The following is a 26989-nucleotide window of genomic DNA, read 5'->3' on the forward strand; positions in this document are numbered from 1 at the left end:
ACAAGCCAGAATTTACTTGTAGGAGTTGGTGTTGCCACAAGGAGAGTCACTTGTCTTGTAGATGTTGGCCCAGTCCCTTGGCGGAGTCAGCAACTGCGCATTGTCCACCACGCCCTTGACACAGGGTTTGAGGACATAGGAGCTCTGGCGCTGGTCGATAGAGATCCAGGCGGTATCTTCGACGAGTTGCTGCTCGATCTTGTTGTACTGCGAGATGCGCTCAGCATTGTTCTGGTTGGCGTCGGCGGTGGGCATCAGATCCTGAATCTGCTGTTGGGTTGTGAGATCAGTAGGTTTGCCCAGGCCATAGTTGAAGTTATTGTTCGAGGAACCCTTGCCGAAGAGCAGGCTAGTCCAGTCCTGGGGATCGGGATAGTCGGCAATCCAGTCGAGCGCCCACATCTGCAATCCTTTGGGGTTGTTGACGGTGTTGGAGGAATCGTCAAGAATCTTGTTAAAGTCTTCGTCGTTGATATTGACCGTGACGCCTAGGGTATCTTTCCACTGCTGCTGCACAAACTCGAACTCATTCTTGGCGGATTGTGAACCACTGGTGGCTACAGTGAAGTTGATCGTTGGGAAGGTTGAAGCTGTCAGACCCTCTGCCTGTAAACCCTCCTGAAAGAGCTTCTTGGCCAGGTCCTTGTCGCCCTTGGTGCTGGTTACACCGGCCGGGCCTTTCAGGTCAGGGTTGTAACCTGGCATGCCTTGTGGAATGACGTGGTTAGAGGCGATGCGTGCCCCCTTCCAGATATTCTGTGCGATAGTGTCCTTGTCGATGGCAAGGTCAAAGGCCTGGCGGATCTTAATGTTATCGAAGGGCTTCGCCATATAATTCATCGTGATGTAGTCGATCGCAAGCGTGGGTGCCTGGCGGAACTGTTTGTTGGGGAAGGCACGAGCCTCGTCCAGGTTGGCGGTAGGTACACCAGCCTCGTCGATCTGGTTCGTCTTGTAGGCCTTGTAGGTTGTCTGTGGGTCCTTGTAGAAGGCAATGATGTACTTTTTGATCTGGGATTTAGGACCGTAATAGTTAGCATTAGGTACGAAGCTAATATACTGGCCCGGAAGGCGCTTATCCAGGATGAAGGGACCCGAGCAACCACCCTTATCAAGGTGCTTAAAGTACTCGGTGTCGCCATACTTCTGAATCAAGCTCTTCTCCACCACGTAGGAGGTAGAGTAGGTCAGGGCATCGAGGAAGTAGGCGGCTTTCCGGTTAGTGACGATCTTGACAGTGGTTGGATCGGGAGCGAAGAGACTATCGTTGATCAGAGTCGGAATTTTTCCAGTGAAGCGCTTATCCGAGTCCTTCACCAGGGCCAGGTAAGAAGGGGCGACGGTGGATTTGAGCTCGGGCTTGAGAGCGCGGTCGATGCTGAAGATCACGTCGTCGGCGGTGATGGGGTTGCCATCGCTGAACTTCATTCCCTGGCGCAGGGTGAAGGTCCAGGTCAGGCCATCGCTGGAGGTGCTCCATTTCTCAGCCAGCTCGCCATATACCTTGAGGCTGTCGTCGAGCTGGACTAGGCCGGTGAACATCGTATCGATGGCGCCAATAGATTCCAGGTCGGTCGAGAGGGCCGGGTCGAGTGTGGCGACATCGGAGATGCCGCTGTAAGGGGTAACATAGATCTGCTTGTCGTCGGAAAGTTTGCTGCCTGTGCTACTGGTACCAGAGTTGCCGCCGCCACAGGCGACGATCAACATGGCGAGCATGATAAACATGCCGGGTAAAAATTTACCTAAAAGCTTTTTGTTCGGCTTCATGTACGAAATCTCCTTGAACTGAAGAGCGAAAAGAAGATACGCCATAGAGCTATATAATAGCATAACAAGCATTATATTCAGCATTGAATATTTTGCAAGTGACGCTATTTGCTCTAGAAAGATAGATTGCTAGTATACCTGCTTACAAGGTTAAAGCTAGAAAATATATCCTCTTCTACAAAAAGAGCGCAAAGAGGAGTTTAGCCCAGAAAACAAATCTTATAGAAAGAGTCATTTTCTGTGCAGGTTACTTCTACTTAAGAGCAGATTGTGATTATTGAATACATGTATATATACGCCGGTGTTTTGCACAATCTCTCAGATTCCTTTAAGAAAAATCAAGCCCAAAAAGTTTTGCCTGATTTTTCCCTTTGATAAAGCGTTCAGAGCCGGAAAAGCGTAGAGGAGAGCAGGCCAGGCTGGCTCTTCTTTCTGGTGTTGCTCGCGTTTTATGGCCGAGACGAGGTGTGTACAGAGAAGGAGAGATGTGGGATCTCAAGCGATGTGCAGTAGCATGGAGCCGTGCATGGCACGATGCTACTAAAGTACGCGTCTACATATGAGGCTCCTCATATGTAGACGCGTACTTTAGTAGCATCGTGCTTTAACTTGCAGCGTAAGCTTAGCCTGCCTGTACGCGGTAAATCTTGGCCCAATCATCAGGTGGGGTGGTATTCTGCCCGTTATCAACGAGGCCGACGATATCGGTGGTACGCAGGAAGATGGCTGTTTCCTGCTCCATCGGTAGCCAGGCAACATCGTTCACAAGCTGTTGCTCGGCCTGCTGGTATGCCTGGAGTCGACCGCCTGTATTGGTGAGGCCATCGGCCCTGGTAAGCTGGTCCTGTAGTGCCTGCTGTTTGGCGGCCGTCGGACCAAAGTTCTGGCCATAGTTCATATTGTTGTTGACTGTGCCCTTCCCAAACTGATAAGCGAGCCAGTCCTGTGGATCAGGATATTCACCAATCCAGGAGAGCGCCCACAACTGTAGCTCCTGGTTATTCATAGATGAGGCCGTTATCTTGTCCAGGAGGGTATTGTAATCCATGGGGTTTGGTTTCACGGAAATATTGAGGACTTTCTGCCATTGCTGAATGGTTGCCTGGATCTCCTGTGCGATGGTAGGAACCCCGGTTGCGTAGCTTAGCTCGATATCTGGTAGATCGGAGACGCTGGCAATATTCTCCTCTTTGAGTCCCTCTTTGAGCAAGGTTTGGGCCAGTTTGGGGTTGCCAGAGAGCTTTTGCGTCTGGTCTGGGCCAGTGAGTTTCTCATTATATCCGGGCATACCCTGAGGGAGAATATGATTTGTCGGGAGTGCGGTCCCTTTCCAAACGTTTTGCACGATGGCCTGTTTATCAATAGCCAGGGCAAAGGCCTGGCGAATTTTCACGTTATCGAAGGGCTTGGTCAGGTAGTTCATGGTGTAGTAGTTGATCCAGAGCTGTGGAACCTGGTGAAAGTCCTTCTGTTTGCGCGCGTTCTGGTAGTTGGCCAGAGGCACGCTGGCGGTATCAATCTGGCGATTGGTATAGGCTTTATAGGCTTCCTGGGCGGTCTGGTAGAAGCGATAGGTTACTTTTTGTAGCTGGGGCCTGGCATTATAGTAGTGTGTATTGGGAGAGAAGGTAATGGATTGCCCATGTTTATAGTCTGCGACGCGAAATGGGCCCGAGGCCCCTCCCTGGCTTAAATGGTCAGTAAATTGGGCGCCATATTTTGTGACCATACTTTTTTCAACCACATAGGCGCAATTCATGCTCAGGCGCGCAAGCAAATACGTGGCAGGCTGCTCTGTCGTAATCATGATGGTACTGGCATCTGGCGTCGTAACACCTGTGCCAATGATAGATGCACTGCGGCCCGCGATGACCTGGCTTGCACCCTTGATAATGTTGAGATATAACGGTGCGACCGTCGATTGGGTCGCGGGGAGCAGCGCTCGGTTGAGGCTGTAGGCGACGTCAGCAGAGGTGAGTGGTGTGCCATCACTAAACGTCAGGTGTGGCTTGAGTTTAAAGGTCCAGGTGAGTCCGTCACTATCGGTCTGCCAGCTCTGGGCAAGCTGAGGTACGACTTCGAGTTTATCGTTGAGCTGTACCAGGCCCGTATAGAGCATCTGGACAGCATGAATTGAGGCATCATCATGCGTCAATGCCGGATCAAGAGTATCAAGATCGGTAATCCCCACCTGAGGAATGACATAAGTCTGCTTGTTCGCAGGAGCCTTGACCATGTGCGGTGAAGCATCCCCAAAGAGACTACACGCGCTGAGTAGGACGAGTAGTAGACAGAGCCCTGGTAGATAGAGGTATTGCCTGGTGAGATCGGTTTTCCTGGTAGGAAACATAAAGCGTGTCTCCTTTAACGCTTGTGATTGTGTGAAAGAGGCTGGACAGCGAAAATAAAGGCATGTGGTGCTGGATTGCTCACAATAAGAGAGGGGCACGGGTATTTAACGCGCGTGCCCCTTATACTCTAATAACGTCGCAGGCATGTCACTTCTCACATACCTGGTCGTAAATTGCTATTCGCTGCGAAAGAGGCTTGCCTCCTCTCCTCTATACAGGAGCTTCTTGGATGCAAGCTCTATGCCTCTACCCGGCTAGAAGCGTACGCTTATCTCGTCGAGAGGTCCCCCAACGATAGCGCGCAAGGCGACATGGAGGAAGGCATCGGCACTGGTTGTCGCCAGCGCTTTAGGCCAGGCCATATAGGATTCCGCTGCTGCCTGAACGATCTGCAGAGTGTGTCCCTGATCCCTGATCGCGTCGATGTAGCCAGCGGCGATTGCGATAGCTCCAAAGAGCGCGCGGGGATCATGACCAACTTTCAGGTAGCGCTGGGAGGTCGCCAGGGCGCCAGCGAAGTCTTTATTTTTGAGCTGCTCCTGAAGGGTCTCAAGCTGAGAGCTGGCGATAAAACCGCCGCCAGGAATGGTGCCAGCCGCTGTCGGCTCGGTTTGCTTGAGTGGTGAACTGGCGATCTCCTGGCGCAACGCGCTGACATAGGCTGCGGAGGTATAGAGCAGGGGCAAAGCCTCTACATCCTGCACACGGCGCATAACCTGGTGGACGGCGGAGGCGAAGAGTAGGCCATGGGCCGCCTTGATATACTGCTCATGTTCGGCGTTGTCGAGGGTACGCAGTAGCTCAGCGGCTGAGAGCGCGATGACCGCAGCCGTGGCGACAGGTGAGGTCTCGCTCTTGATCACCGTGTTGTAGACACGCTGGCAGACCTGGATTGTATCCGAGGTACTATTGACGAGCTTATAAAGCTCCAGCGCATTCTCATCTTTGGGTGTGGAGAGACGCGTGCGTACACTCTTCATGCTATTTTCGGGCTTGGAGGCAAAATCGCGTACGGTGCGCGCCCAGGCTGGCTCATCGCTGCTTGATTGGAGGGGCAGATGGGGCGCGAGCCAGTGCAAGATGTTGGGAACGCGATCGCCCCACTCAACGGCATCAAGCAGCTGAAAACCACGCACGGCGAAGATGAGTGGGTGCCCACCATGTTGGAAGGTGTCGGCAACGGCCTCAAATGCTCGGACCTCCATTGTGCGGTAATCCGCGCCAGTGCCATAGAGTCCAAAGAGCAGGCGTTCTACGGCCAGGACATCGTTGCTGTGTACTGCTTTGCGCAGAGCCTCGCCAACAGTCGTATTTTCGCCAAGATCGCTGGGAAAGAGTGGTTCAGGATAGTTAGGCTCGACGCCAGCGCCCGCGCGCAAGGCGGTTCTGGCTAGCCTGGCCGCCTGGAAAAAGAGCGGCAAGGCACGCTCTTTGACGGGAACAGTCGAGTCCACTGGTTCTGGAAGAAAGTGAATCAGGCGGCTCAGCATGGCTGCGGCAGCCAGCACGGTGGCGGGATGCCCATCGCTGTCCCCGTGAACGGTAATCATGCCCAGGCGTCCCAGGAGGACGTCGGGTGAGTTGGTGTCATGTAAAATGTCACGCACAGAGGCGATTAATTGTTCTGTATTGCCCTCAATCGCTGCGCTAAGCACGTTTGAGAGGTCTACCCTCATTTCAACTTGTGCCATGGATAAGCTCCTACAAGAAAATATATTTTGTAAAGATAGGTATGATACCTGCATCATAGCATAGCCCATGAGCAATGCTATGGGTATGAGTAGTGCGGCAGGAGGCGAGCTGCCAGGAGCTAGCCCGCATCCTTTAATTCACGAATGTCTCGCTCAATGCCGGGAATATCTGCGTATTCCTCGTCGAGGAGTTTATATGCTCGACTGAGGTAGAGACCAGAGAGCCTGGCGCCACGCTCGTTTGGCGAGATAGCTGCGGTAACAAGCTCAGAGCCGCGATACTTCTCGGCCAGGGTGCCCGCAATGCGTTGCATCTGCTGCTCTGTCTCGCGTAAGAGTTGCTGATCGTGCCCCTCGATGGCGTACCGGGCTGTCCCGATGAGCTTGCCAAGCTCAGCCAACTTCTGCCTTTCAGGCATGGCATGAAAGACGAGGGAATCGGCATCCAGTTCCTTTACTGAAAACTGTTGCGCCTCGCGTTTCCTGGTCTGGATAGTGGCAATGTACGAGGTGTACATCTGCCCATATTCCTGGCATGCCTCGGCCGCCAGGTTCATGCGCGCCATGTCATCCCTGGAGCTGACGCTACCAATGTCGCAGAGATCATCATCGCGGTGCTCCGCCAGGAACTGCATATATTCCAGGGTTTGGCCCTCTTCCGGAATAGGAGGAATCGGCATGCCAGAAACCGTGTCACTGTCTTGCAGCTCCTCCGTAGGGAGATGGGCCGCTAGCAGCGGTGGAATATATTTCGCAATGGACATAGGGATAGGGGGTATGATGCAATAGGTGCAAAAGACATTGTTGGCATCGTTGCGATTGCGCACAACAAAGATGGCATGCCCCTTGGGTGCTTGTGAATTACCGCGTAGGAATTGGATTGCCATAACGATGATTTCCTCCAATACAGGGCAGTCCGTCATGTCGATGCATGTTTCTTGCCCCCCTCTATATCAACTGTTCAACTTCCAGCGTCTGTTCTGTCGTGACAGGGTGCCTCTCTATTTTCGCATGACCAGCCCTCTTTGTACAAACTTTTATTTAAGGCCCTTATAAAGTTGCCCAATACGTCGTACCAGGTCTTTATTGGCCTGTATCTCCTCGTTGGTGAGATCCTCACCGCTGGTGGGAATAGCGCTTTCAAAGCCCTGGAGATGCTCGATGATCCCTTGGCTGCCCGCGATACGCGCAAAGTTTTCGACGAGAATACGCGCCTGTTCGTCGTGATCCTGGCGCACATCAGTCAGCGCGGTCAGCGCGTAAAGATCGACATATTGACGCAGGAAGAGGCTCCAATGCTCTGGCTTGCTCAACGTATTCATGACTCGCTCAACCTGGGTGATCGCTTTACTCTCTTCATCACGAGCGCGGTCGAATTCGTTACGTCTAAAGTAGATGCTTGCGCGAGCCGAACGCGTGTCGACCACGCCTAGTGGCTGGCGTGTCTGGTGGTACAGGTGCAGGGCCTCTTCAAAGTCGCTGAGTGCTTCGTCTAGCTCGTCTTTCCCGCGCCTGGCGAGGCCGCGACTCAGGAGTGCATCGGCATGGCCTGGTGTGTGTCCTGCCTGCTTGAAGCGCGTGATCGCGGCCTCGCTATTTTCGCTGGCCTCATCCCAGGCGGATTTGGCGATGCTGACCTGGGCCAGGCCAAGGACCGCTGAGCCATCACCAACGAGGCTCTCCAGGATCTGGAACTGACGACCAGCTGCGAGCAACGTCTCGGTCGCGGCATCTAGCTCAGCCTCTGCCAACTGTTTCTGCCCTAGACCAAGCAGGGCCTGGGCTACTACCAGCGGCTCCTGCACATGCTGAGCCTGAGTTTTGGCCTGCTCGAAAAACATGCCAGCCTGGGCAAAGTCGCCGCTCGTCAGCGCATATTTTCCCTGGATCAATGTGACCTGAGGCTGGATACGTTGTGCCAGGAGATTTTGTTGTATGGCCTCCTGCGCCCTTTGCAGGCTACGCTCGGCCTCGTGTAGATCACCACCATAGATGGCTACCTGGGCTTCTCCAATTGCGACCTGGGCACGCAGTGTTGCGCTGGCGACCGGGTCGATCTCTTCGCAGCGATTAGAGGCATCAGCATAGGCGCTCTGAGCCTGTTGCAGCTTCCCCATGTGCAGGTAGGTATTGGCGATCCCAACAATGGCACGCCCCTCGACCAACACATTCTGCAACTTATGAGCCTGCGCCCGCGCATCATCGAAGGTGGTAAGCGCGCTTTCCGCGAAGCCACGACGATATTGCACCTCACCCAGGCTGGTGGTTGTTTCGGCCTGTCCCACACGGTACGCAATGGCTTTGTAGGTGCGGGCAGCGCGTTCGAGCAGGGAATTGGCGAATGTGAGCTGACCACGGCGAGTATTTACTTCGCCCAGTACACGATTGGCATTGGCGTTGCCCAGAGCGTTGTGCTGTTTGGTGTAGAGATCGAGCGCGGTCTGTGCGCCTGTTAAGGCCTGGTCAACCTCGTTGCGCAGGAGCATCGTCTCGGCCAGGCCCAGGTCGGCGTCGGCCTCGCCCAGCTCATACTCAAGCGCGCTTGATGTTTTGTAGGCCTCAGCGAACAGGTTGGCGGCTGTCTCAAGCTCTTCGCGTTCCAGGTAGATGCGTGCCAGCCCGAGTTGAGCATCAATGGTACCAAAGATATCATTGGTGCCCTGGTAGATATTCAGCGCCTCTTGATAGCCCTTCAGTGCCTCATCAAATTTGCGCTGCATACGCTGGACATCCGCCAGACTACGACTGGCATCTGCAAGATTGATGCGGTCGTTAGACTCTTTGTAATAGTGGACGGCATCCTGGTAGTGTTCAGCAGCATAGGCGCTATTGCCGCGCTGGAGCTCGATGTGTCCAAGGGCGAGCTCGGTGTTGCCCAGTCCCTGAGGGTATGTATGAGCGCGATAGATCTGTTGTGCCTTCTGATAGGTGTCTTGAGCGCGGTCCAGGTGGGCAAGCTGGCGTTCGAGGTGCCCGATAGCGAGTAGACCGCCAGCCTCGCTGAGCGGATGGCCTGAGTCGCGGTAAAATTTGATTGCGCGCTGATAGCTGGTAATGGCCTGTTCCGGGGCATTGTTTTCGCGCTGTACCTCGGCGATGAGCATGCGGCTATCGCCTGCGCGTTTAAACTCTCCAAGGAGGCGAAAGCGTATCTCTGCGTCGCCAAAGGCGTCAGAGGCCTGGTCAAGTTTGCCTTCGTTATATGCTTCCAGTCCTGCTTGCAGACGTTTTTCTGCCTGTTGGCGATCCTTGATTTGTTTCTCTGTATCCTGTGTAGACATCGTATATCTATTCCTCAGACGGTGAGTCAGTGGATGTAAATTGAATAGGCTTATTTTTCTAGATTCATTGTAGTGCCTGAGGTCCAGAAAGTCAAAAAGCTATGAAGCAGGTGACCAGCGCGCAGGAATGTGATAGAATACCTGCTACGATAGTAAAAGAATCAGGCAAGCATTGAGCCGTCTTTTATGTACCGGGTCAAATACGTTGCCGAAGGAGCCGTAAAACCATGAAAGAAGACATCCTCTCGCGTGTAGACCTTTTTTCCACTTTAAATAAGAAAGAGTTGCAAGAGATTGCAAAGAACTGCCAGGAGCGCACATTTAGCGCGGGTTCCACATTATTTTCGCAAGGCGATCCTGGGGTTGCCTTGTATGTATTGACTCAAGGCAATGTGCGTATCAGCCAGGCAAACAATTCCGACCAATCCGAAGAGGTTATTGGCAGCGCAGGTGTCGGCGAAGTTTTGGGCGAGATGGCACTTCTTGATGAATTGCCACGCTCGGCGACGGTTGTCGCAGCAGAGGATGTGACGGTACTCGTATTGCCCGTGTGGGAGTTCCGAAGTATCTTACGCTCACATCCCGATATTACCTTGAAGTTGTTGGCTGCCCTCAGTCGGCGTCTGCGCAAGGCAGAGGCGCGTCAGCACGATTAAGTGACGCCATTGGGCCCAAACTATTTCTAGGAGGTGAAGTGATGGGTCCAGGCAACCACAGGCTGCCTGGACCCATCACTTCACCGTACTCTATAGCTTAATTTTGTCGAGATTGATCCTGCGTATCAGTCTGTGGGGTTGTGTCGCGATGCAACAGCTTTTGCATCTCTTCAAACATTGTTTCCACATCGGTAAATGAGCGATAGACGCTGGCAAAGCGAATATATGCGATTTTATCGAGATGTTGCAGGTGCTCCATAACCAGTTCGCCGATAACGCTACTGGCAACCTCTTGTTTGCCGGAGCGATCAAGTTCCTGTTCAATTTCTTCGACCGCTTTCTCTATTTCGCTAGCTGGTAGCGGTCGTTTTTCACAGGCTTTGCGCAGACCTGCATAAAGCTTTTGCCGGTCGAATGCCTCACGTCGCTGATCGCGTTTGATGACCATCAAAGGTACTTTTTCAACCCGCTCATAGGTGCTGAAACGCCCTTTGCAGTGCTCGCATTCGCGGCGTCGATGAATTGCGTCACCGATGTCACGAGAGTCTTTTACGCGAGATTCGCCACATCCGCAATAAGGACATTTCATGGTATGTCCTCCAATACTATTTTGTGTGTAATAGGCATATTTTATCACAACCTGGCGCATTGGAGGGTATTCTTAGGAGACATTCCTTAGCGAGAGCGGGCCGTAGCCAGTTTTTGCAGGCGTATGTCCGCATTTGGCACATTTGACTCAGTCTGCTCATCAGGCGGCTGCTGTTGTAATTGAGGATGGACCTTCCCCACATAGCCTGAGCGTAAGCGCGAGCCCTCACGCCAGTAGGCATACCAGTAGGGACCATGGCCAGGTCCATTGCGACAGGTGCTGCACGAAGTTTTGCCACATTTACGATACTGCAACTGATAGGTAATATGCTGATCGTTTGGTATAGCTTTCATTGATCAACGCGGCGCTTTATCTCCTGCCACCGGTGCTCCCTCGTACGTAAACGAGAGACCTCTCCTCTTGATCGTTGTCTATCAATCTGGCTGGGACGAGCGCCGCCTCTCCTTTCATGACACATAGACCATCGCTATGATGGCACACCTTTTGCCACGTTTCCGGAAAAAATCGCCAAATGTGTATGTAAGTCTTTAATATAATAACATTATGTCCTGAACATTGTATGAATTCACGCCGTGCAAATATGAAACATCGTTCATCAAATGTTCTGCGATGAAAATAAATTATAGCATGAGAAAAGTGAAAACATATTAAAAACCTATAGGTATTTGTTACATTTTTTTTAGCATTGCTCCAGGGGAGGGCATGAGCGGAAGTTCTCGTGCTTGCGGGGCTCTCAGAATTGAGAAAAGCTACGTTTAGCTTTTTAAAAGGCTTCTTGGTGATTTTGCTGCAACATGTTTCTTTTCTCTTTGGGAAATGATGTATAATATGTCTGTACATCTACCTTCGGCGAGAATCTTCTGTTCCGTTTGTTGTGTTGTGTTGTAGGATCGGAAAGAGGAAGGACACTATGCAGATCATCATCAAAGGCCGACAGATGCACGTCTCCTCACAGTTGCGCCAGCGTATTGAGCGCAAAATTCAGCGCCTCTCCCGCTTAATTGATGAGGACGTACTTGTGCAAGTTACGGTTGCGGAAGAGCAGACCAAAAGCGCACAGGATCGCTTCTCAGTACAAATCTCCCTTCCCGCACATGGACATGTGCATGCCGCGCGTAGCGAGGAACGCGCCCCCAACGCAAATGCAGCGCTCGATATTGCTATAGATAAAATCGAGTATCAACTTGGTCGTGACAAAGATCGTTTGACGCGACGTCGTCAGCACCAGACGCCTGGCATCAAGACGCTTGAACTTTCACGTACCGGGCGACTCTCTTCGCTTGAAGAGGAGCTACACTCTCCTACAGAGGAGCCTGCTACTGATCAGCTCATGATGGAGGAGCAAGAGAACGAGCAGATCTGGTCAAAAATTGTTGAGATCAAGAGCCTACCAACCAGGTCGATGACCGACAAAGAAGTAATTGCGCTGATGGAGAAGGATGGCGCTTCGTACTACCCGTTTTATAATGAGGAGACCAGTAGCGTTAATGTGATGTATCGCCTGGAGCAGGGCGGCTATGGCTTGTTAATCCCAGCTATGGAATAAGTGCTGGTCAGTGCCATATACAAGGGCTTTACAAAATCTACTTTCAACGTACGTTTTCGCGCCTATGGCGCTTACAAGAGCAAAGGATGTGGGTGTGGTAAGGGGGCAATTGCCCCCTTACCACACCCACATCCTGTATTTAGCAACATCGGACCTCTAGGGAATGTGGACTTCAAATTCCCAGGGAGGCAGAATTGGCGTCTCGAACTGGCCAAGGGGATCGGCTGCTCGCACAAGTAGCTGCTTTACCTCTGGCTCTGGGAGCGGGCGGAAGCGCGCACTTCCCTGGTACACGGTATGCTCTGGATCATTGCCCAGGTCTGTGCGGGCCACGATCATACCCCCACGATCTCCGGCCCACTGCGCGCCAGTGTCGGCATGCAGCGAGAAGATGAGGCGTGGCACAAAGGCGAAGCCAGCAGGGAATGGAGGGCGAATCCAGAGATAATGGATTTCAAAGTCTTGCGCATAATAGCAGAGCTGCTGGAGGAGCAGCGTCATCCCCTGCTGCTTTTGCTCAACTTCGAGCGTGATGACGCGATGTGGCTCATGCTGGAGGGCAGGCGGAGCGCTCTCCTTATCAGGAGTGGGCGTGGTTTGCGGGGCAGCAACGACTACTGGAGGGCGCGAGGCCAGTTCCAGAGCTTGAGGCGAGAATGGAGCAGGGTCCTTCAATATTTCATTACACAATTGTAGGCATTCATCGCAGATGTAGGCTGCTCCAGGTCCTGCGACAAGATGCTTTACCTCTGAGGCATGGCGCCCGCAAAACGAGCAACGCGCCAGAGACCGATCTGTGCTCATAACTCCATCCTTAGTGACGAGGAGAAGCACCTACTCCTGTATATGGGCGCGTATGGTGGCTGCGGCGGCATGATGCAGGCCAAGGCGCTCAAGAATATAGGCGTGGGCTTCCCACTCCAGTCTATCATCCAATGGTGCGAGTTGGAAGGAGGGAGGCGAGAGCGGCTCCTCTTCCATAACTGCCGTTACCATTATTGATTCTCCAGATGTTTCTCCAGACTTTTCAGGGAGAGTTGCCGACGAATAGCCATTGCTTGCGGGAGGAGCCTCGGCTACAACGCGGTAATATTCGCCACCATATTTACGTTTGAGTGCCAGTGAGAGTAAATGGTCCGCGAAGTGCGGATTTTTGGGTAGAAGTGAGCCATGCAGATAGGTGCCATAAGCGTTGCGGTAAATGGCTCCCTCGGTATGATCCTCGGCGTTATTGCCAGAGCCTTTGAGTACTTTTCCCAGGGGTTTGGCCGTACCCAGGTAGGTGCGACCACCATGATTCTCAAAGCCCACCAGTGTGGAACCATTCCAATTGAGAGCAATATCGCCAATACAGCGAGGGACGCGTTTCCCCTTGTGCAGGGTCCAGGCATCAAAAACGCCCAGCCCACGCATGTCTGGCCCCTCCGCGGGTCGATAGTAGTGCGCCAGCAGTTGAAAGCCGCCACATACCGCAAGAACAGGCATATCATCTTCTACGGCCGCCCATAAGCCGATGCCTTTGAGATCATAGAGATCCTGGGCAACGGGAGCCTGTTCTTTATCCTGCCCGCCCCCGATAAAGAGCATATCATACTCATCGGGAGCCAGGGCATCTCCAATGCCCAAGCCAACAACGCGAAGTTCAATGCCGCGAGCCTGGCACCGGCGTTGAAGCGTCATAATATTGCCACGGTCACCATACAGATTCAATTGATCTGGATAGAGGTGCCCGAGGGTTAGCGTGAGAGGCTTGACGGAAGCGTGCGTCATGCGTCTCTTCCTTCCCAGTAGCGGGGTGCGAGGCCCTGCTCTTCTAAAAGACGATGAATTTCTAATAATCCAGTATACGTTGGAACTACAAACAATGTCTCTCTCTCGGGTGTTTGCTCCAGGGCAATGCGTATCGCTTGTTGAACACCATAGACACGTGTGGAGGGGCCAGCAGGGTAACTCTCGCTCCCTTCCGCTTGTCCTTTCGCACGTGAGCGTCTGCGCCTGGACACATGTTTCTCACGCTCCGCGCGTAGTGGCGTGGAGGGAATAAACTGCATCTGCGTTTCGGCGATGCCAGCGTACTTGAGACGGAGCATCAGATCGCGTGCGCGCGTCCCTGAAATGGTGACTGAGGCAACATTGCCCACAGCCCTTTCAAAATCTACGTCCCAGATCCAGGAAATATCTCGCCCGTCCGCGGTGTTATCATTGAGCACAAAGAACACATGCCGTTTATCTGAAGTTGGTAAAGAAGTCACTTCAGTTGGCTTCTCTGGCTGGCTGGATTCAACAGTGGTGCCCGTTGTTGTTTCGCCTGTGTGTGTGGCGTGGGTTATGCTTACCTCAGTAGTAAGTGCCGTATGCTCCTCTTCTCTTGTAGGACTAAAGAGGGTTCTCAGCACCTCATTGAAACCCGTTGGATTTTTGGCAAGCAGCAAGCGAATGGTGCGTCCTTCGACATCAATGCTTTCACCCCGGCCAAAGACCGGCTTGAAGCGTTCAATACCCGTTTGCACAGGTATCCAGGGTAACTTGATGGCCTCGGCAACTGCGATGGCGCCTAGCGTATTATAGATATTGTAAATCCCAGGCAAGGGTACGACAAGTTCATGTTCTGTGTCACCAATGGCGATATGTAAACGCTGGCGGTCGAAGCTTTCGGGCTGGATTTTTGTGACCCGTACCTGTGGCTGCGGACGCGACCAGTCCCCGTTAGGGCAATGGTAGTGCCCAATATGGCTATAGAAACGCGCGTCATAGACATATTCCTCGCCACACAGGGGACAGGTGCGGCTATCAATGACCTGGTGTTGCTCATCCTCCTGCTTGTGGCTCAGGTCCAGAGAGAGATCATCAACACCATAGTACACGATCTGTCCCGCGAAATCTCTTCCCAACTGCGCCGTGGTTGGGTCGTCGGCATTTAAGACCAGGATGGTACTTGTGGGCAGGTTTTGCAGCGTCTTCTGCCACTGACTGGAGATGCTGTCAACCTCGCCATAGCGGTCGAGTTGATCGCGAAAGAGGTTGTTAAAGAGGAGTACACGCGGGGTGATGGCCTGCGTGACCTGGGGGAGCGTGGCCTCATCGACCTCCAGAATGGAGATAGCCTTGCCAGAGCGTTTGAGCTTTCCGCTCGGGAGGGCACGGATGACCAGGGAACTGGCGATGCCGCGCATCAGGTTGGAGCCTTCCTTATTGTGCCAGACGCGCAGGCCCGCATCGCGGATGATGTTCGCGATAAAGCCACTCGTCGTTGTCTTACCATTAGTACCAGTGACAATGATACTGCCATGTTCAAGCTGGGTTGCCAGGTGTTCTACAATACCTGGATACATGCGCTGAGCCACGATGCCAACAATGCTCGTGCCTCCACCGACATGGAGACGGCGACTGAGGGCGCCCGCGGTGCGACCCGCGACCACGGCCAGTCCTGCGCGTAACTGCTTACCCTGAGACCTGGTTGATAGCTGACTCTGTAGGTTACGCCGGGTCCGGGTAAGCGATGTGCGATTCGCGGTCTCTTCTCTTTCCGATGTGTTCCGCTCCTGTTCCACTGGCTGAGACGATTTATTCTTTCGCATATTCTCCCTCCGAGTCAGCGCTGCGTATTGTATCTTATTTATAGTATGGCTGAATGCAGAATAGCATGTAAGTTCTGTGGGGGTCAAGAGATGGCCCTCTTGCCAGAATGTGGTATGCTTCTTAAGAAAATTTTTGCGGTTACCCGACGATTTTGCTAGTATAGGGTAGCGACTTGTCAGACTATGCTATTCTATGCTTTGGAAATATTCATCAGGTATTTGCGTGTTTCGACTGACGGAAGATTGTTGTGCATGGTTTATGGTAGTCAAGCTGAGAAATAACGAAGGTCGGGGATAAGGTCGATGGCAAAGAAATTAGTGATTGTAGAGTCGCCAGCCAAGGCAAAGACCATTGAAAAATTCTTGGGGCGAGACTTCGAGGTCCGGGCCTCAATGGGCCATATTGTTGATTTGCCGAAAAAGGGGTTGGGAGTTAATACGCGCAAAGACTTTACGCCCAAGTATGAGGTGATCGAGAAAAAAGACCGCCTGATCGATGAGCTTAAGGCAGCCTCCAAGCGCGCGGATGAAGTGTTCCTTGCGCCTGACCCGGATCGTGAAGGCGAGTTTATTGCCTGGTCACTCCAAAATGTATTGGGCTTGAAAAATCCTCATCGTGCGGTCTTCCATGAAATTACCAAGCGCGCTGTGCAAGAAGCTATCAAGCAGCCGCGCCGTATTAATGAAGATCTGTTTAACGCCCAGCAGGCGCGACGCGTGCTGGATCGCCTGGTCGGTTATAAAATTAGCCCCCTGCTCTGGCGGCGTGTCCAGTCTGGTACCAGTGCTGGCCGTGTCCAGTCAGTCGCCCTGCGCTTGATCTGTGATCGCGAGGCCGAGATACAGGCTTTCGTGCCTGACGAGTATTGGAGCATTATTGCGACGCTCAGTAAGCAGCAGCGTCCCGAGCGTTTCGAAGCGTCATTGATCGCGCGCTTAAGTGATTTGGAGGCCTTGAATGCCTCTGAGTCGTCAACCGAGGGCGAGGAGAGTCCCGCCGCTGCCAGTGGCAGCAAAGCTGGGAAGAAAGGCCGCATCAAGGTCTCTTCTAAAGAGGAGGCCGATACGATTCTCTCCGATCTCAAGGGCGCGACCTATAGTGTCCTGAAATATGAGGAGCGCGAGCAGCGTCGCCAGCCACCTTTCCCCTATACGACCAGTACTATGCAGCAGGATGCCTCTTCGCGTCTCTATTTTAAGCCGAAGCGGACGATGAGCCTGGCACAGCAGTTGTATGAGGGTATCGAACTGGGCGAGCGTGGACATCAGGGCTTGATTACCTACATGCGTACAGACTCAACACGTATCTCTGACGAGGCGCAGAAGATGGTGAAGGGCTTTATCTCGCAGGAATATGGTCAGGAGTATGTCGGCGGAGGGCGCACCAGCAAGGCCAAGGCCACAACGCAGGACGCGCACGAAGCCATTCGCCCAACCGATGTCTCGCTGACACCAAAGAGCGTGAAGTCCTACCTCTCGCCCGAGCAGTATAAGCTCTATACGCTGATCTGGAATCGCTTCGTTGCGAGCTTTATGGCTCCCGCCATCTTTGATACCGTGCGTGCGGATATTGGTGCCAGGCAGTACGTCTTCCGCGCGACGGGTTCGAACTTGAAATTTCCGGGCTTCTACGCCGTCTGGCCGCGCGAGGAGGACGAGAAACTCCTGCCAACTATGAAGGTTGGCGAGGACCTGGATTTTCATGGGCTCAAACCGGAGCAGCACTTTACGCAGCCCCCGCCCCGCTTTACCGAAGCTAGCCTGATTAAAGAGCTTGAGGAGCAAGGTATCGGGCGTCCAAGTACCTATGTCCCGATCATTAGTACGCTTCAGGATCGTGGCTATGCGGAGCAAGAGCAGCGACGCTTCATGCCGACCTGGTTAGGTGTGACGGTCAATGAGGTGATGAATAAACACTTCCCCGACATTGTCGATACCAACTTTACCGCGGATATGGAGCGCAAACTCGACGATGTAGAGGAGGGACGCCGTTCCTGGATCGAGTTCCTGCGCAACTTCTATGGCGATTTCAAGGTCACCATGGAAAAGGCCGAAGCGGAGATGGATAGGGTGCAGGCCCCGGTTGAGGAGATGGATGAACTCTGCCCCGACTGTGGACGTCACCTCGTCATCCGGAATGGGCGCTTCGGGCGCTTCATCTCGTGCTCTGGTTTCCCTGAATGCCGCTATCGTCGCTCGTTTGTTAATAAGACGGGGGCGCTCTGTCCCCAGTGTGGTGGCGACCTGGTAGAGCGCAAGACGAAGCAGCGTAAGCGGCTCTTCTACGGGTGCAACAATTATCCAACCTGTAATTTTGCCATCTGGGAGAAGCCCGCGCCCAATCCCTGTCCCAACTGCGGTGGCCTGATGGTAATACCGAAGGTTGGCCAGGACCCTGTCTGCTATAACGAGGTCATCCTGCCCCAGCGGAAGACGGAGGAGCAGCCCACACCCGATGGCTCAGCCGCCAAAAAGACGACTGCGACTCGGAGTAAAAAATCAGCTGCTAGTGCGGCCTCGACTGAGGACGAGGCGCAGGCGAGCGCTAATGGCAAGACCGCCACGCGCAAAAAGACCTCGGCGACAACCACCAGGAAAGCCACCAGCACAAGCAAAAAGACGAGTACCACCGCCAGTGTGAAGAAAGCACCGGCTAAGAAAGCCACAACCAGGAAAACCGCTGCCAAGAGTACCACGGCCAAGAGTACTACGACCAAGCGTGCCACGGCGGCCAGCAAAAAAACAGCGACTCTCCCCACGGAGTAGCCAATGTATACCACGCCCCCAGGAGCAGGTGTCCGCCTGCTCCTGGGGGCGCTTTCTTTTTTATAGGCGTGTGGATGGCACTCGTCAGCTTTCCCCCGAGCAGGATATGCATGGCTTTTGTGCGGCCTTGATAGCCATTCTGCCTTTCATACCAGAGATCGCGTAAAAGTGATATAATCACAGAAAGTTGATATATTTTGTGGGATAAGATTCCACCTTTCTGGATGGCATTTTTGTGGAGGACTATTCATGCCCATGCCGCACACCGTAACCTTGATACCGGGGGATGGCACAGGTCCGGAAATTACAACAGCTACAAGGCGCGTGCTCGAGGCCACCGGGATCGAATTTGAGTGGGATGTGCGTCAGGCTGGAAGCGAGATGCTGGAGAAGCAGGGGACGGTTCTGCCTGATGATGTGCTGGAATCGATTAAGCGGACGAAGGTGGGATTAAAGGGGCCAATCACTACTCCTGTAGGGCGCGGTCAACGCAGCGCGAATGTGACGTTGCGCAAGAAGCTAGATCTCTACGCGAACTTGCGGCCCGCCAAAACCTATCCTGGCCTGCGCTCGCGCTATGAGAATATTGATCTCGTCATTGTACGCGAGAATACGGAAGACCTCTACGCGGGTATTGAGTTTCAGCGTGGGACATCGTACCAGGAAGAACTATTAGAGCTTATTGAGCGCACCACAGGTCAGAAACTCGATCCCCATTCCGCGTTGAGCATCAAGTATATCTCTGTGCTGGCGACGCGACGCATTGTGCGCTTCGCCTTCGACTATGCGCGTACCAATGACCGGCGCAAGGTCACGATTGTGCATAAGGCAAACATTATGCGCCTCTCTGATGGCCTCTTTCTCGCGACGGCTCACGAGGTCGCGAAGGAGTATCCCGATATCCAGCACGAGGATCGTATCGTGGATAATATGTGTATGCAACTGGTACAGAAGCCAGAGATGTATGATGTGCTTGTATTGCCTAACCTGTATGGTGATATTATTTCAGATCTCTCGGCAGGCTTGATTGGTGGCCTGGGAGTGGCTCCTGGGGCGAATATTGGGAGCCAGTATGCGGTGTTTGAGCCGGTACATGGGAGCGCGCCTAAGTACGCGGGTCAGAATAAGGTCAACCCGATGGCGATGATGTTTTCCGGGGTCATGATGTTGCGGCACCTGGGCGAGAAAGAGGCCGCTGTGCGCCTGGAAAAGGCCTTAATGCAGGTGATCGCGGAAGGAAAGTATGTGACCTATGATCTCAAGCCACGCCCAGACGATCCCACGGCGGTGGGAACATCACAGGTTGCTGACGCCGTCATTGAGCGTTTGCGCCGCCTGTAGAGGTAAATGAGTATGAGACGCCTGGCGGCCTTCGGCCGCCAGGCGTCTCATACTCACAACTTTACTGAGCCTGGCTGGATTTGCGCCACTTGTGGCGGGCCTGGATATAGCGAACCGTGCCAGAGCGAGAACGCATCATCACAGAGGAGGTACGTGCGCCCCAGCCGAAATACTGGACGCCATCGAGCAGTTCACCCGTGGTAATGCCTGTGGCCGCGAAGGCCACGTCGTTGCCCTTGACCAGGTCATCAGTGCGGTAGACCTGGGTGAGATCAATACCATCGGCTTTGAGCTTCTCACGCTCCTGGTCGTTGCGTGGCCAGATCTTACACTGAATCTCGCCCCCAATACATTTAATAGCAGCCGCGGCGAGAACCGCTTCAGGCGCGCCACCAATACCGAGCAAGACGTCGATACCGCGGTAATCTTCCATCGCGGCCTGGATGGCGGCGGCGACATCACCATCACCAATTAGGCGAATGCGTGCCCCCACTTCGCGTACCTGGCGAATAATCTCAGCGTGACGTGGGCGGTCCAGGATGGCCACTGTCAGGTCGTCGATGCGTGCCTCGCGTGCGCGCGCGATCCTGTCCAGGTTGACTGCAACGGGCGCATTGATGTCGATAGCGTTGCGCATGGCGGGTCCGACCGCGATCTTCTCCATGTAGAAGACTCCTGGAGGGGCAGAGTACATCGTGCCACGTTCCGCTGTCGCGACCACGGCCAGGGCGCCAGGCAAACCGAGCGCCAGCAGGCGCGTGCCATCGACGGGATCAACGGCGACATCTACTTCGGGCTTATGCCCATTGCCGACGTGCTCGCCGATGTAGAGCATGGGGGCCTCGTCTTTTTCGCCCTCGCCGATGACGACGACGCCGTCCATATCGACGCCATCGACGGCATGACGCATGGCATCGACGGCCGCCTGGTCTACCATCTCTTTATTGCCTTTACCCATCCAGCGACCAGCGCTCAGGGCAGCGGCTTCAGTGACGCGTATCAATTCCATGCCCAGGTTGCGTTCGCGTGTCCCGGACTGTTCAAAACGTTCTTCCAAAGCAATCCTCCTTCTATTGTCAGGTGCTAAAGCGTGACATATCTGGGTTGTGTGCGACAGTGCTCAGCAAGTATAATGGCGCGTACCTGCTCGACAGCTTTGTCTAGATATCCCTGGCGGTTCTCTACGACATAGTCATAGTGATCGCGTTGTGCCAGTTCTGTTTGAGCATCAAGAAGACGACGTTGTCTCTCATCCTCTGTCTCTGTCTGCCGCCTGGTCAGGCGGTAGGCAAGCTCTTCAAATGAGCCGGGAACCAGAAATAGAAAGATTGCCTCAGAAAGCTTGTGGCGAATGGTTGCCGCTCCCTGAACATCTATCTTGAGCAGGACATCACGCCCTTGACTCAGATGGTCGCGAATCTGTTGCTTGGGTTGTCCGTACCAGTTACCATGTACGTTGGCATACTCAAGTAATTCATCATTGGCTACCAGTTGATCAAATGTGTCTTGGTTCACAAAGTGATAAGGGTTGCCCTCACTCTCCCCGGCGCGGGGGGCACGTGTGGTAACGGATGCCACCACGTGAAAGTCCATCCCTTGCGCTTTGAGCGCTTGAATAACCGTATCTTTTCCTGTCCCTGAGGGGGCTGAAAGCACAAACAGAAGACCACGTTTATGAGAGGTATCGAGATGTGATTTATCAGATGGTTGAGGTACGGTAGAACCTGTCTCAATATGCATGTTTCTCTTCCCGGCAGATCTGGATGTTTTGAGGGTTGATGTACGAACAGCCAACACTTTGTTATACTGTGGTGCATCAGCGAGCGTATTTTGACAGTGGTGTCTCTACCCCTCTACAATAGCTATTCGGCAAGAGGCGATCACCACTAAAGTGCAACGCTCATTACTACTGATCCGAGACCCTGAGCGCGCTTGCCGTGTCACCGCTTGCTCCAGAATGGGGAAGCGCTAGGCACGCCAGTGACGTTGGGTTTCGGAATAAGAGCTTAGTGATATTGTACAACACGAAGCAGGCTGCACCAAAGCAAAAATGTGCTTGCCTGTTCATTGCTGCTTGCTTGTTTTTACGCGCAGCAAAAAGTCTAGATTGGAACGTCGTATGCATGTAGATGCCATGACCCTGGCGGCCGTTGCAGATGAGTGGCGTATGCTGCTGATGGGGGCGCGTATCGATACTATCATTCAGCCTACTGAGTATGCGTTGGCGTTGCAGTGCTATGCTCCCCGTCCCCAGGGGGAGGAGCAGGGAGGCGGACGCAACTATTGGGTCTATTTCTCTGCTCATCCCCAACTGGCGCGTGCGCATATCACGGCGCGTAAACCCCCTCGCATCGCCAGCGAGCCGCCTGCGTTTGTGATGTTGCTGCGCAAATACCTGGAGGGCGCACGTATTGAAGCGGTCAAGCAGCCACGTGGCGAGCGCGTGATTGAGATTATTGCGGGTTATCGCAGCTCACCCGAGAGCGAGGAACGTACACGTTTCCGCCTGATCATTGAGATTATGGGGCGTATCAGTAACATTGTCTTCTGTGACGAGGGGGGGATGATCCTGGGTAGCCTCAAGCGTGTAAGCGCGGAGGTGAACCGCTATCGCGTGATCACACCGAATGTCCCCTACGTTGCCCCACCACCCCAGCAGCGCACCCTGGCGGGCCAGGCGTTGCCGCGCCTCGATCCTCTGACCGTCACAGCGGCCCAACTGGCGATCTGTGCCGCTGAACAGCCAGAAGAGGCGAGTACAGAGCCACAAAAGAAGCGTAAGAAGGGACCAGCGAAGGCGACACTCTGGCAATTGCTGACGCGCCACCTGGAGGGATGTAGCCCGCTGCTGGCCCGCGAAATGGTCTACCGGGCGACAGAGAACGCCGAGCTGCCGGTCGAAGAGGCCAGTGAGGCAACCTGGGAGGAACTGGCCTGGGTCATTCGTGATCTCTCCTCGCTCTATGAAAGCCATCAGTGGCAGCCGCAACTGGTGGTGCGTGAGAAGGCCGGCGAGGGGCTGGAGGCCCGCGAAGAGGTTCTCGCTTTTGCCGCCTATCAACTGGAGCAATACGCGGCCCGTGAAGATGTCACCTTCCGCTCGTCGCCCTCGATCAATGTCGTACTGGACGACTATTTCGCGCATGCCGAGTGGCGGGATGCCATGGATGGGGTTCGCTCACCGGTGCGCAAGATACTCCAGACGCAGCGTGATCGCTGTGTGCGTAAGGCCGAACTCCTGCGCCAGGAGATGGCCTCCTCCGAAGAGGCAGCGCGCTATCGCCTCCAGGGTGAATTGTTGCTGGCCCACCAGCACGAGGTGGTGCAAGGCCAGGTGAATGTCGAGCTGGAGAACTATTTTGAAGAGGATGAGAGCGGGAACGTACCCAGGGTGAGTATGACTCTGGACCCCCGTTTTGATGCCGTAGGCAACGCCAACCGCCTCTTCAACAAGTATCACAAGCTCCGACGCGCTCTGGGACTCCTGCCGGATCAGATTGAGCAGAACAACGCGGAGCTGGCGACCATCGAACAGCTCTTGCTGGATCTCTCGCTGGCTGAAACGCCTGCCGAGGTGGCCCTGGTGAAGGCAGAGGTCCAGGCGGCGGGCTACATTCGTGGAAAGGCTGCCCTGGACAAGAAGGCCTTGAAGGCGGCGAAGAAAGGCAAGCCTGCCAAGGGAGGCAAAGGCGCCAAAGGAAAGGCCGCCGCGCCCGGTGGTGGTGTGCCGCTCTCCTTCCAGAGCCGCGAAGGCTTTACGCTCCTGGTTGGGAAGAACAGCCGCCAGAACGAGGAGGTCACCTTCCACCAGGCGAACGGCAATGATGTCTGGCTGCACGCGCGTGGTGTGCCGGGGGCGCACGTCATCGTCAAAGCGGCCGGGCGTGAGATTCCACGCAGCACAATTGACCAGGCCGCGAGCCTGGCGGCGTATTATAGCCAGGCGCGTGGTATTACCAATGCCCCGGTCGACTACACGTTGCAGCGCCACGTGCGCCATATGAAGGGTGGCGGTCCCGGCATGGTTGTCTATGAGCGTGAGCGAACGCTCTACGTCGATCCTGAAAGCGCTCAGGGATTGCTCGAACGCGCGAAGTAACGAGAGCGCCACATGCAAACGTATTCAGGAACCCGGCATTCATAGGTTCTTCACGGGAGCGCGATTGCGCTCCCGTGAAGAACCTATACCCATCTCCTCGCGATACTTGGTTACAGTACGCCGGGCCATGGGAATACCCTGGGCGGTCATCAAGCGGGCCAGTTCATCGTCGCTATAGCGGTGGCGCGCCTCCTCAGAGAGAATCAGTTCGCGTAACATATCCTTGACCCCCAGCGAGCCATCGAAAAAGTCTGCCATGGGGAGCAGGCGCCCATTAGGGAGCAGGGCGTATTTATTAGCTGTCGCGCGGCTGACGGTGCCCTCATCCAGGCTTAAGCGCGTCGCGACCTCTGCGCGTGTGAGTGGCCGGAGGTAGCGCACCCCTTTCTCGATAAATTCGCGCTGGTAGTTGACAACCAGCTCGGCGACGCGGCGCAACGTTTGCCAGCGGCGTTGGACGCAGTCAATAAAGAACTTTGCGCGGTCATTATGGTAGTGTATGTAGCGTTGCACATCACGTTGCACATCGTTGCTGGGGGCCTCGTTGGTTGGGAGGGGATAGCGTGAGCCAATCGAGAAGTGATAGCGTCTCTCTTCCACCAGCTCAATTTCAAGGCCGTTCTCTCCCTGGCGAATAATAATGTCGGGACGAATATAACTTGTGCCATGACCTGAGCGTCCATAGCTTTGGGTCACGCTATAGGTCTGTGCTGGATAGGGGTGGAGTGTGGTGCGGATATAGTGATAGGCCTCTTTGACACTCTCCTCGGAAACCTTAAGCTGGCGCGCAATCTCGTGAAACTGGTTATGGGCCAGTTGGTCAAGATAGTGGGTGATCAGCGTCTGGGTCAGAGCGGGTGCATCATCGACCTCTGCCAGGGCCTCCAGTTGTAGGAGAAGGCATTCGCGTAGATCGCGGGCGCCAATTCCCAGTGGTTCGAGTGTCTGAAGCTGTTTGAGGACATAGCTCACGCGTGTTACAGGCACTTCGAGATGGGTAGCGATCTCCTCAATGGAGACCTCCAGGTAGCCTCGCTCATTCAGATTGCCAACAAGTTGCTCAGCGATTAAGGCATCCTCGGGCGCGATCAGTGCCTCAAGCTGTTGTAGGAGGGTCTCGCTTAGGGATTCATTGGTCGCGATCCTTGCCATGGGATCAAAGGCGTCCTCGTCATCAATGGCCACGAAGCCGTAGTTGTCAATATCAAAGAAGGTATGTTGTTGATAATTCCAGTGGGCGCTTTCGGGCGAAAGGAGAGGTTCCTCGGTCGTGGTGGAGGGTTGCTCCTGTTGTATGAAGTTGCCACACGCGGCGCATACCTGCCCATACTGGCTATACAAGGGGGTGCCACAGGAGAGGCAGATGCGTTGTTCTTTCACCGAGAGTGCGGGATTCTCTGCCTGTTCCTTACTGACTGCATGTTCAAGCTCTTCAGAAGAGAAATGTAAAATTGTGCTGGATGTGATGAGCTTTGCGTTGACGCGGACGACCTGTTCTGGCCTGGGTGTCGGCTCTAGTCGCATACTCTGCCCTACTTCCCCTCTTACTTCTTCTCCGAAAACCCTGAGCGCGCTTGCCGTGCCACCTTTAGGTGGTCCCCGAATGGGGGAAGCGCTGGACACGCCAGTGACGCTACGCCCCCGAATGGGGGTTGGGTTTCGGAATAAGATCTCTGTCCGGCGACGGACGGGACATAGCACGTACCTCTGCGCTTCATTGCGCCCTGGATGGGTAACGGACTAACTGGTTACTTCGCTATGAGATCCATCCCCGGCTGAGTAAAGCCTGGCGTGCGGCCTCTTGTTCCGCAGATTGTTTATTGCGCCCCTGGCCTCGTCCCGCGACCTGTTCACCAAGGAGTACCTCGATAGTAAACTCGCGGTTGTGGGAAGGACCTTCCTGATTGACAAGACGGTAGGATGGGGTAATACCGTCATGAGCCTGCGCAAGTTCTTGAAAGAGCGACTTGTTATCCTTAAAGAGGCGATTCCTGACGATAGTGTGAGCCAGAGGTTCAAGGCGTTTGAGGAGGAATGTCTGCACTGCATCCAATCCCTGATCGAGATAAATCGCGCCTAGTAGGGCCTCAAACGCTGAGGCAAGGACACGTTGACCTCCACCGCTATGTTGCTCCCCTTTGCCCATAAGCAGGAAATTGCTCAGGTTAATGTCACGCGCAAAGTTCGCCAGCGTCTCGGTGCGCACCAGGACTGCACGGGCATCGGTCAATTCGCCCTCCGCCAGGTCGGGAAATGTGCGGTAGAGAAAGTCCGCGCTAATGAGAGCGAGAATGGAGTCTCCCAGAAACTCCAGGCGTTCATTTGAGCTTCTCCCTTCACCCGCTGCCTCATAAATATAGGAGCGGTGGGTGAGGGCAAGGGTGAGCAGATTGGGATTATGAAATTGTATATCGAGAATAGCTTCCAATTCTTCGTGCATTCATATACCTCTAGCAACACTTGAGCCTCATCATGCACTTTTGTATCAGTATCGCGACGATGTGCCAGAATGAAACTTTGGGGACCAGGGACAACGATATCCAGGTCCCCTATATAATAAGTTATTCACCGCTGACATTTTAGCGCGTTTTGTGCCAGTTCGCAATGCTGTTCAGGGCACTCTACTCCATGGTCGTCATCTTAACTATGCTTGTAGTAAGGCTTCTTTGCCTTCTCAAAAGAGCTTTGTATCCACCTGTTTGTATATGACTGATATTGCCATTCTCGATTGCACGGGAAATTTCTCTTTCACAGGGGTGCCGCAGGCGCCTGCGGCACTCAGGGGTAAGGGGTGAGAAGCGGAAGGCTTTGTGCATATTATTGCCCTCTGGACGATCCAGGAGAGATATGGTACTCTGTACGACGGTGGATTTGAGGAAGCCTGGCAATCGCGTGTAGCATACAGCTATGCGAGGAAAGTCCGAACTCCACAGAGCGGGATGCTGGCTAACGGCCAGTGGGGGTGACCTTAAGGAAAGTGCAACAGAAACATACCGCCTGTGCTCAGCGCATATGTGAGGGCACAGGTAAGGGCGAAATGGTGAGGTAAGAGCTCACCAGCAGCCGAGTGATCGGCTGGCTGGGCAAACCCCATCCGGAGCAAGACCGAGCAGAGGGGATAGCTTCCTCGCACGTCGAGGAGGCTAGCAGGCGGCTCGTCTGTCAACCCTCGGGTTGGTTGCTTGAGATGCTGAGTAATCAGTGTCCCAGATAGATGATTGCCACCCGTGTAATCGAGAGGTTGCGCGGGAACAGAATTCGGCTTATGGCTTCTCTCAACTCCACACGCACAAAACAAGA

19 protein-coding genes and 1 other RNA gene are annotated in these 26989 nt (G+C 54.1%); 6 read left to right on the forward strand and 14 right to left on the reverse strand.

Annotated features, from left to right (window positions below; all coding sequences use genetic code 11):
* Positions 1-12: 12 nt before the first annotated feature.
* From JMJ04_RS16720 to JMJ04_RS16740, 5 genes are all read right to left on the reverse strand, one after another.
* Positions 13-1770 (reverse strand): peptide ABC transporter substrate-binding protein, encoded by a 1758-nt coding sequence (locus tag JMJ04_RS16720; RefSeq protein WP_201371590.1) that lies wholly within the window; start codon positions 1768-1770, stop codon positions 13-15.
* Between the two features lie 622 nt (positions 1771-2392).
* Entirely contained in the window at positions 2393-4120 is a 1728-nt protein-coding gene (locus tag JMJ04_RS16725) for a peptide ABC transporter substrate-binding protein (protein ID WP_201371591.1), read from the reverse strand.
* Between the two features lie 255 nt (positions 4121-4375).
* Positions 4376-5812, reverse strand: coding sequence for a hypothetical protein (locus JMJ04_RS16730; protein WP_201371592.1), 1437 nt, complete (start codon positions 5810-5812; stop codon positions 4376-4378).
* A 119-nt stretch (positions 5813-5931) separates the two neighbouring features.
* Complete coding sequence (locus JMJ04_RS16735; protein ID WP_201371593.1) at positions 5932-6699, reverse strand: hypothetical protein; 768 nt, start codon at positions 6697-6699, stop codon at positions 5932-5934.
* 150 nt (positions 6700-6849) lie between these two features.
* Entirely contained in the window at positions 6850-9093 is a 2244-nt protein-coding gene (locus tag JMJ04_RS16740) for a tetratricopeptide repeat protein (protein WP_201371594.1), read from the reverse strand.
* Between the two features lie 227 nt (positions 9094-9320).
* Between JMJ04_RS16740 and JMJ04_RS16745 the strand changes: the two genes are divergently transcribed.
* Positions 9321-9749: a cyclic nucleotide-binding domain-containing protein gene (locus JMJ04_RS16745; RefSeq protein WP_201371595.1), complete on the forward strand. Its 429-nt coding sequence runs from the start codon at positions 9321-9323 to the stop codon at positions 9747-9749.
* A 97-nt stretch (positions 9750-9846) separates the two neighbouring features.
* Here JMJ04_RS16745 and nrdR read toward each other — a convergent pair whose 3' ends face one another.
* Together nrdR and JMJ04_RS16755 are read right to left on the reverse strand one after the other, a co-directional pair.
* A complete protein-coding gene (nrdR, locus tag JMJ04_RS16750) occupies positions 9847-10338 on the reverse strand; it encodes a transcriptional regulator NrdR (protein WP_201372381.1) in 492 nt (163 codons plus the stop codon).
* Between the two features lie 86 nt (positions 10339-10424).
* Positions 10425-10691 carry a DUF6788 family protein gene (locus JMJ04_RS16755; protein ID WP_201371596.1) on the reverse strand — a complete coding sequence of 89 codons (267 nt, stop codon included), beginning with the start codon at positions 10689-10691 and terminating at the stop codon, positions 10425-10427.
* Between the two features lie 578 nt (positions 10692-11269).
* On the opposite strand from JMJ04_RS16755, the gene hpf reads away from it, so the two are divergent.
* On the forward strand, positions 11270-11905 hold the full coding sequence (gene hpf / locus JMJ04_RS16760) for a ribosome hibernation-promoting factor, HPF/YfiA family (protein WP_201371597.1): 636 nt from the start codon (positions 11270-11272) through the stop codon (positions 11903-11905).
* Positions 11906-12061: 156 nt separating this feature from the next.
* Here hpf and JMJ04_RS16765 read toward each other — a convergent pair whose 3' ends face one another.
* From JMJ04_RS16765 to JMJ04_RS16775, 3 genes are read right to left on the reverse strand one after another with little or no spacing between them, the layout of a single operon-like run.
* Positions 12062-12709: a ClpX C4-type zinc finger protein gene (locus JMJ04_RS16765; protein ID WP_201371598.1), complete on the reverse strand. Its 648-nt coding sequence runs from the start codon at positions 12707-12709 to the stop codon at positions 12062-12064.
* A gap of 30 nt (positions 12710-12739) precedes the next feature.
* Entirely contained in the window at positions 12740-13675 is a 936-nt protein-coding gene (locus tag JMJ04_RS16770) for a type 1 glutamine amidotransferase (RefSeq protein ID WP_201371599.1), read from the reverse strand.
* Positions 13672-15483, reverse strand: a complete 1812-nt coding sequence (locus JMJ04_RS16775) for a Mur ligase family protein (RefSeq protein WP_201371600.1) — start codon at positions 15481-15483, stop codon at positions 13672-13674. The genes JMJ04_RS16770 and JMJ04_RS16775 overlap by 4 nt, the downstream gene beginning before the upstream one ends.
* A 303-nt stretch (positions 15484-15786) precedes the next feature.
* Between JMJ04_RS16775 and topA the strand changes: the two genes are divergently transcribed.
* Together topA and JMJ04_RS16785 are read left to right on the forward strand one after the other, a co-directional pair.
* Positions 15787-18249 carry a type I DNA topoisomerase gene (gene topA, locus JMJ04_RS16780; protein WP_201371601.1) on the forward strand — a complete coding sequence of 821 codons (2463 nt, stop codon included), beginning with the start codon at positions 15787-15789 and terminating at the stop codon, positions 18247-18249.
* Between the two features lie 255 nt (positions 18250-18504).
* Positions 18505-19590, forward strand: a complete 1086-nt coding sequence (locus tag JMJ04_RS16785) for an isocitrate/isopropylmalate dehydrogenase family protein (protein ID WP_420799483.1) — start codon at positions 18505-18507, stop codon at positions 19588-19590.
* Between the two features lie 61 nt (positions 19591-19651).
* Here JMJ04_RS16785 and glpX read toward each other — a convergent pair whose 3' ends face one another.
* Together glpX and gmk are read right to left on the reverse strand one after the other, a co-directional pair.
* Positions 19652-20647: a class II fructose-bisphosphatase gene (gene glpX, locus JMJ04_RS16790; protein WP_268887339.1), complete on the reverse strand. Its 996-nt coding sequence runs from the start codon at positions 20645-20647 to the stop codon at positions 19652-19654.
* 26 nt (positions 20648-20673) lie between these two features.
* On the reverse strand, positions 20674-21330 hold the full coding sequence (gmk, locus tag JMJ04_RS16795) for a guanylate kinase (protein ID WP_201371603.1): 657 nt from the start codon (positions 21328-21330) through the stop codon (positions 20674-20676).
* Between the two features lie 379 nt (positions 21331-21709).
* Here gmk and JMJ04_RS16800 point away from each other — a divergent pair, with 379 nt between their 5' ends.
* Positions 21710-23689 carry an Rqc2 family fibronectin-binding protein gene (locus tag JMJ04_RS16800; protein WP_201371604.1) on the forward strand — a complete coding sequence of 660 codons (1980 nt, stop codon included), beginning with the start codon at positions 21710-21712 and terminating at the stop codon, positions 23687-23689.
* Positions 23690-23728: 39 nt separating this feature from the next.
* Here JMJ04_RS16800 and rpoN read toward each other — a convergent pair whose 3' ends face one another.
* Positions 23729-25213: an RNA polymerase factor sigma-54 gene (rpoN, locus tag JMJ04_RS16805; protein ID WP_201371605.1), complete on the reverse strand. Its 1485-nt coding sequence runs from the start codon at positions 25211-25213 to the stop codon at positions 23729-23731.
* A 232-nt stretch (positions 25214-25445) separates the two neighbouring features.
* Positions 25446-26129 (reverse strand): ribonuclease III, encoded by a 684-nt coding sequence (rnc, locus tag JMJ04_RS16810; RefSeq protein ID WP_007905931.1) that lies wholly within the window; start codon positions 26127-26129, stop codon positions 25446-25448.
* A 432-nt stretch (positions 26130-26561) separates the two neighbouring features.
* On the opposite strand from rnc, the gene rnpB reads away from it, so the two are divergent.
* Positions 26562-26971, forward strand: an RNA gene (gene rnpB, locus JMJ04_RS16815) — RNase P RNA component class A.
* The last annotated feature ends 18 nt before the right edge of the window (positions 26972-26989 follow it).

Origin of the sequence: Ktedonobacter robiniae (assembly GCF_016587375.1) — a bacterium.
GTDB lineage: Bacteria > Chloroflexota > Ktedonobacteria > Ktedonobacterales > Ktedonobacteraceae > Ktedonobacter > Ktedonobacter robiniae.

Excerpts from the sequence above, each read along its gene's own strand:
- JMJ04_RS16720 (WP_201371590.1), bottom strand. The coding sequence starts at position 1,770 with ATGAAGCCGAACAAAAAGCTTTTAGGTAAATTTTTACCCGGCATGTTT.
- JMJ04_RS16725 (WP_201371591.1), bottom strand. The coding sequence starts at position 4,120 with ATGTTTCCTACCAGGAAAACCGATCTCACCAGGCAATACCTCTATCTA.
- JMJ04_RS16730 (WP_201371592.1), bottom strand. The coding sequence starts at position 5,812 with ATGGCACAAGTTGAAATGAGGGTAGACCTCTCAAACGTGCTTAGCGCA.
- JMJ04_RS16735 (WP_201371593.1), bottom strand. The coding sequence starts at position 6,699 with ATGGCAATCCAATTCCTACGCGGTAATTCACAAGCACCCAAGGGGCAT.
- JMJ04_RS16740 (WP_201371594.1), bottom strand. The coding sequence starts at position 9,093 with ATGTCTACACAGGATACAGAGAAACAAATCAAGGATCGCCAACAGGCA.
- JMJ04_RS16745 (WP_201371595.1), top strand. The coding sequence starts at position 9,321 with ATGAAAGAAGACATCCTCTCGCGTGTAGACCTTTTTTCCACTTTAAAT.
- nrdR (WP_201372381.1), bottom strand. The coding sequence starts at position 10,338 with ATGAAATGTCCTTATTGCGGATGTGGCGAATCTCGCGTAAAAGACTCT.
- JMJ04_RS16755 (WP_201371596.1), bottom strand. The coding sequence starts at position 10,691 with ATGAAAGCTATACCAAACGATCAGCATATTACCTATCAGTTGCAGTAT.
- hpf (WP_201371597.1), top strand. The coding sequence starts at position 11,270 with ATGCAGATCATCATCAAAGGCCGACAGATGCACGTCTCCTCACAGTTG.
- JMJ04_RS16765 (WP_201371598.1), bottom strand. The coding sequence starts at position 12,709 with ATGAGCACAGATCGGTCTCTGGCGCGTTGCTCGTTTTGCGGGCGCCAT.
- JMJ04_RS16770 (WP_201371599.1), bottom strand. The coding sequence starts at position 13,675 with ATGACGCACGCTTCCGTCAAGCCTCTCACGCTAACCCTCGGGCACCTC.
- JMJ04_RS16775 (WP_201371600.1), bottom strand. The coding sequence starts at position 15,483 with ATGCGAAAGAATAAATCGTCTCAGCCAGTGGAACAGGAGCGGAACACA.
- topA (WP_201371601.1), top strand. The coding sequence starts at position 15,787 with ATGGCAAAGAAATTAGTGATTGTAGAGTCGCCAGCCAAGGCAAAGACC.
- JMJ04_RS16785 (WP_420799483.1), top strand. The coding sequence starts at position 18,505 with ATGCCGCACACCGTAACCTTGATACCGGGGGATGGCACAGGTCCGGAA.
- gmk (WP_201371603.1), bottom strand. The coding sequence starts at position 21,330 with ATGCATATTGAGACAGGTTCTACCGTACCTCAACCATCTGATAAATCA.
- JMJ04_RS16800 (WP_201371604.1), top strand. The coding sequence starts at position 21,710 with ATGCATGTAGATGCCATGACCCTGGCGGCCGTTGCAGATGAGTGGCGT.
- rpoN (WP_201371605.1), bottom strand. The coding sequence starts at position 25,213 with ATGCGACTAGAGCCGACACCCAGGCCAGAACAGGTCGTCCGCGTCAAC.
- rnc (WP_007905931.1), bottom strand. The coding sequence starts at position 26,129 with ATGCACGAAGAATTGGAAGCTATTCTCGATATACAATTTCATAATCCC.